3 protein-coding genes are annotated in these 5,658 nt (G+C 51.3%); all 3 read right to left on the bottom strand.

The features are described 5' to 3' along the window. The coding region (locus QCH34_RS05490; RefSeq protein ID WP_300331364.1) for a hypothetical protein at positions 1 to 542 on the bottom strand (542 nt) is incomplete at its 3' end. Then, entirely contained in the window at positions 539 to 1,843 is a 1,305-nt protein-coding gene (locus QCH34_RS05485; RefSeq protein ID WP_300331360.1) for an HD domain-containing protein, read from the bottom strand. The genes QCH34_RS05490 and QCH34_RS05485, both read right to left, overlap by 4 nt. Further along, a complete protein-coding gene (locus QCH34_RS05480) occupies positions 1,840 to 5,313 on the bottom strand; it encodes a DUF3883 domain-containing protein (RefSeq protein WP_300331356.1) in 3,474 nt (1,157 codons plus the stop codon). The genes QCH34_RS05485 and QCH34_RS05480 overlap by 4 nt, the downstream gene beginning before the upstream one ends. Positions 5,314 to 5,658: the final 345 nt, after the last annotated feature.

The raw sequence follows: 5,658 nt of genomic DNA, 5'->3' as shown, positions 1-5,658 counted from the left end.
GAGGTTATTGACCTGCTCTTTTTCATCATTTCATCGATATCATTCAAGGCGCTCTCTGCTTCAGTTACAGAGATATGGGGTTTTAATTCATGAATACGCTGTGCCCTTGAATATGACCCGTTTTCAGCAGGGTTCATTGTAACATAGAGGGCAGTCGAGATCTTTTCAAGATCTTTAACACCCTTTGAACCAAATTCCTCGGCAATAAATGAGATTGCAGGCCCGTATCGTGATATTGTCTGAGGAATCTTCTTCACTATCTCTAGACTCATGGGGGCGAGCTTGAGACTGTTCCCATACGGTTCTGGTCTTACCTCCCATTCTAAAAGTGAATCGGCTCTTAGATCCCTTAACTCGTCACTTAAATCAAATGAAAAGGGACCATGCTTGTAAATAGTGTAATCAAAGCCGAGAGGGACGCCCATCATTTCCTGAATGAAATATATTGCTTTTTGAATGTGTGTTTCTCCACACCAACTACCATTCTTTTTTAGCGAACTGATGAGATGAAATATCAATCCGTCTTTTTGAATTTGTTTCATACATCCTCCTCGATCACTAACTCGATAATTTGTTCACGTTCTTTTTCTAGCCATGTCACAGCTTCATCATATTTTTCCGGATGGATATACACGGTTTCTAATGCAATCTCAGGTAACCTTTGAAGTGTTTCTGACTTTCTTAGTGAAGAAACTACTCTATTGTCATTTTCCAGTACTGGAAATTCTACGCTGCTTCCTGATATTTTTGGAATGTCATGCCGAACGTTTTCTTCACCAAATTGATCACAGGCTGCCGTAAAGACATATTCTCCAGCACTTCTGTTGATGGAAACATCGTCCGGATTTCTGCTATACAGGACTTTGAAATGTTTTCTTTTAATAATTCTGCATGCCTGTTCATGGGCAGGATTTTGAGCATCCCTCATTGCTTCATACATTGCTGAAACCACTTCATTATCGGTTAATCTGAGATGTCCATCGGCGTCCTTCGGGAAATATCCATCTTTCAACCATATCTTGAGAAAATCTTTCAGATGGATATCATAGATACGCCGAATGGGGTGAAAATAAAGCTGACTAAACATAAAATACCGTGCTAACAATAAGGCTTCAGCAGACTGGATGCCCCCAGTTTCTACACCGAGAGCTGGTTCATCGGAATCATCGTACCTTTTGGGCAAAATTCTCAAGGTTTCTATCAGACGATAGTGGTCAAATTTTCCATATGCGGCCCCTGCATGATAAGTATCACGAAGGAGATAATCCATTCTATCAGCCCCGAAGGCATCTCCAGTAATTATTTCAGAAAAAATTGTCTCATGATCCTTCATAAGTGATTTTTCATAATATTTTGGGCCAACTGCCAATTTTGCAACGTCTTCTGACGATATTTTTAATTTTCTCCATAATGTATTCATTTCTGGACTTTCAATAAGTTCCAGTGTCATTTTTTCATGATTCCAACTATCAGGAAACAAATCTTCAGAAGCATGAGAGAACGGTGAATGACCAATATCATGGACAAGAGCTGCCATTCGTAGTGTTCTTCTCCAATATTCGCGGTCAAAGTCTGATCCAATGTCGAAGTCAAAATCTTTTGGCGATCGACTGAGATTCAACATAACAGTATCAAAAATCCTCGTTGCGAGTTCCATTACACCAAGAGAGTGTTCAAATCTGCGATGGGTTGATCCAGGATATACTTGGTATGTCAAAGCGAGTTGATGGACGTATCTTAACCTCTGAACTGGAGTCGAATTCAATACCTCGCGCTCATTTGAATCCATATGAATAAAAATATGAATAGGATCACGGATTTCGTGAATTTTTTTATGCGTCATTTATTCACCTCCAAAATTTCTTCAGAGCCTATTTGATAATGCTCCACCCTTACCACTGGCTGCCAGCCCAGTTTTGCTGGATTGCGAATCGGATAGACTACAGGATTGGTTGCGCAGTTGTACACCACATAGAGCCAGTAGTCCTCCTTCTGCCGAACCGCCGTTTTATACTCATTATCGGAAAGGTAGACATCATCGACGCCGGCCCGGCCTTTCACCTCGATGAACCGCAGGTCCACCGCGGTGTCGGGATCATCCGGATCGAATTTGCGTGATTTCAGATCATACCCGCAGTTCTGGTCTTCCACGCTCTCCACATCATAGCCCCGGGCGTTTTCATACGCAATTGCGGCCTTTATTGCGATGCGCTCGATCTCATCGCTGCGCCGGATGCGCCGGTTCTCGTTCTCATTGCGGTCCGGATGGGGGAGCACCCACGCCCGGCCGTGGTGCCGGATGTTGCCGATCGTGAGGGTCTCCTCCTTGAGAAGCTCAGCCCTCCGGACCTTCAGGCGGCGTTCGAGTTCGTCCAGGCGGCGATCGGAATTTGCAATATTCGCCGGGAGCAGCGGGTCAGGATCTCTTTCATGCTCACGTTTGTGCAGTTCCATATTCCTGGTATTCTCGCGCATGAGCAGCTCCTGTAGACTTGTCTCCAGGTGCCTCCTGATGACCCCCACCTCGCGCCGGCGTTCATCCGCAACCTTCTCCATGAAGGGCATGAGCGCATGCTCGTAGAGCAGAGCCTCCACCTCATCATGACCGGGCAGGGAGAACTCGGGGATTGTCACCTGTGCATTTGCCGGAATCACATCCAGGAACACCGTCGGCTGGCGCACCTTTGCTTCCCCGCCTCCGTTGTGTTCCAGGACAAAGAGGCGCTCGTGCACCGTATTATTCAGGCCATCATTGACCGCTGCCGAAAAGACATCGAACACCGCCGGCTCATCGCGGTGTAGATCGAAGAAGACCGCCCCGGAGCGCAGATCATGCTCTGTCTCATCGAGCACATAGTGACGCACACTCTCGAAGAGCGGGTGGCCCGGGGTGACCCATTCGGTGTTCGGATAGGCCCTGAGCACCTCCTTGTCGAAGCAAATCTCCCGGTACTCGCGCCCCAGCGTCCCGTATACCCGTTCGATCTCCTCGCCGATCGGGATCAGGAGGCGGGGGACCTTGCCCACCCGGAATATCGCTGGATGCTCCTTTGTCTCACGGAGACTGAGACCGCAGAGACCGCCGCCCGTGGCAAAGAAATCGGCCACCACATCGGGGACCAGGCGGCGCTCCTTTGCCTCCTCCCGCTTGCCGATGATGGCAGAGAGGTTGAGGTGCCGCTTGGCGAGCCCCTCGAGCGTCGAGTTGGTGATCTGGCTGAACCGATCCTTCTCGGTCTCGTCAATAATCCAGGAGATGATCTCCTGTTCCTCGAGACTCTGGGCGTACATCTCACGGAGCTTGCGCTCGATCTGGTTCGAGGGAAACACATCGCCGAGCACATTGAAGATCTTCCCGGTCCGTTCGGGGTCGAGGTCATCCTCGATCTGGCTGATCCGGGAAAAGAGTTTGTCCATCACCCGGCCTTCGCGAGTGTTTCGGGCCACGAAATTATAGATCAGGCAGTCCTTCTCCTGCCCGTAACGATGAATGCGCCCCATCCGCTGCTCGAGCCGGACAGGGTTCCACGGGATATCGTAGTTGATCATGAACCAGCAGAACTGGAGGTTGATACCCTCGCCGGCCGCCTCGGTGGCAACCATCACCTGGCAATCGTCCCGGAACTCCTTCTCCGCATTCAGCCGGGTCCCCGGCGTGTTGCGGTCACCGATCTTCATGCCACCGTGAATCTGAGTGACTGAAAGCCCCCATGAACGGAGCTTCTCGACGAGATACACCAGCGTGTCCTTGTGCTCGGTGAAGACGAGCAGCTTCATGTTCGGGTCCTGGAAGATGCCCTCGGCAGTGAGCTGCTCCTTGAGCTTGAGCAGCTTCGTTTCGATCTCCCGCTCCTCGAGGTGCTTGGCCATGGTGACAAGGCGGGAGAGATCGGCGATCTCCTCACGGAGGTCCTCGGGCCGGTAGGATATCACCGCCTCCTCGAGCTCAAGCAGCAACCGCTCACGCTCGTCGTCATAGAATTCGGCCAAGATCTCCTCTTCACTCCCGAAGCGCTTATCCAGCTCGCGCTGGAGGCGCCGGTCGATCTCCTTCTTCCGGTAGGCTTCGGGATCCCGGAGGATCTCTTGGCGCTTGTCGCGCATTCTCTCGAGCGAGCAGCGCACCGCATAGATACTCGAGGCAAACCGGCGCTGGAGCATCGCCATCGTAAACCCGAGCGCTCTCCCACGGATTGTGCCCTCTGCTGCAGCCCGAACGGACTGGTCCTCCACATAATCGGTGAGATGCTGGTAGAACTCGCCCTCTTCAGCATCCAGATCAAAAGACACCGAATACACAAACCGCTTCCTGAACAGGCTGGTGACCTTTCCCGTCTCTGGGTCAGGGAAGTTGACGAGGGCTTCCTTCACCCTCCTGAGATAGAATGGCGCTTCCCGCGCTTCCATGGCCCGCAGCAAACTCTGGATATCTCCGTAGACATCTTTGTCGAGCAGGGATAGGAAGAGGCGGAAGTTTTCCTTATCCCCTTTGTGAGGCGTCGCCGTCATGAGCAGGTAATGGTCCGTCATCTCGGAGAGCCTCTCACCGATCCTATACGCGAGCGTCTTTTTCTCCTCCGAGTAGGCGCTCATCTTGTGCGCTTCATCCACGATGATAAGGTCCCAAGATTTCGATTTCAGGAGGCTTTCCTGGGCTTCGTCGATGCGGGCGATCCACGGGAGCGAGGTGACGACCTGATCCCGCTCATCCCAGGGATTCGAGCCATACGCAGCACGGAGGATCTCCCCCCGAACGATATGGAACTCCTCCCTGAACTTTTCCTTGAGTTCGCGCTGCCACTGGAAGGTGAGGTTTGCCGGGGTGACGATCAGGATGCGCTTGACAAGCCCGCGTATTTTGAGTTCCTTGATGAGCAGGCCCGCCATGATCGTCTTCCCGGCACCGGGATCATCGGCGAGCAGAAACCGAATGCGCGGCAGGTTCAGGAAATAGTCATAGACCGCTTCCAGCTGATGGGGGAGGGGATCGATCCGCGCGATGGAGAGCGAAAAATATGGATCATATTCATAGGCAAGACCCAGCCGTTTGGCCTCAATGCCGAGCCGGAATTTCTTCGCATCGCCGGTGAAGGATTCACACTCGGGAAATATCTCGATCTGATTGATATGTTGCGGGGTGAGAAATCGCGTATAGACCTGACTCGAATTTCGGCCTTTGCATTCAATCTTCAGGGATTCGCTCACTTTCTTGACCGTCAGTACCTCCACGTCTTCGGGAAAGTGTGGACCCTCCTTGATGATCGCTCGTGGTTTGATGGTATCGAAAATATTGTTTGCCAGCGGGTCTGCCATAATACAACAGAAAGAAAATTCAGCTGGCGTAAAAATAGTCTTTCGAATTTATTCCGATTTGAATTCTTAAGTGCTTTCCTGAGAACGTGTTTAAAAAATTATTTGATATTAAAGAATTTTTCCGAATTAGCCTCTCGTTCCATACCATACACTTTTCAAACCCGCCGCCCGCCCCCTCCCCCCTCGCAAATCTTTAATTCCCCCCACGCCAAGTCCGGCCCCAAACGAGGAGGTGCCAAATGCCATCAAACCTCATGGAGTACTTCAACAAATCCCCGCGGATCGGGACGCTGGGCCCGGCCGGTCGGGCAGGGAAGGTCGATTCGGCGGTCTTCGGCCCTGGCC

It is taken from the genome of Methanocalculus sp. (assembly GCF_029762515.1).
In the GTDB taxonomy this organism is placed as follows: domain Archaea; phylum Halobacteriota; class Methanomicrobia; order Methanomicrobiales; family Methanocorpusculaceae; genus Methanocalculus.
Note: the sequence above shows the minus strand (reverse complement) of the source record. Positions and strands in the feature narration are given on the sequence as shown.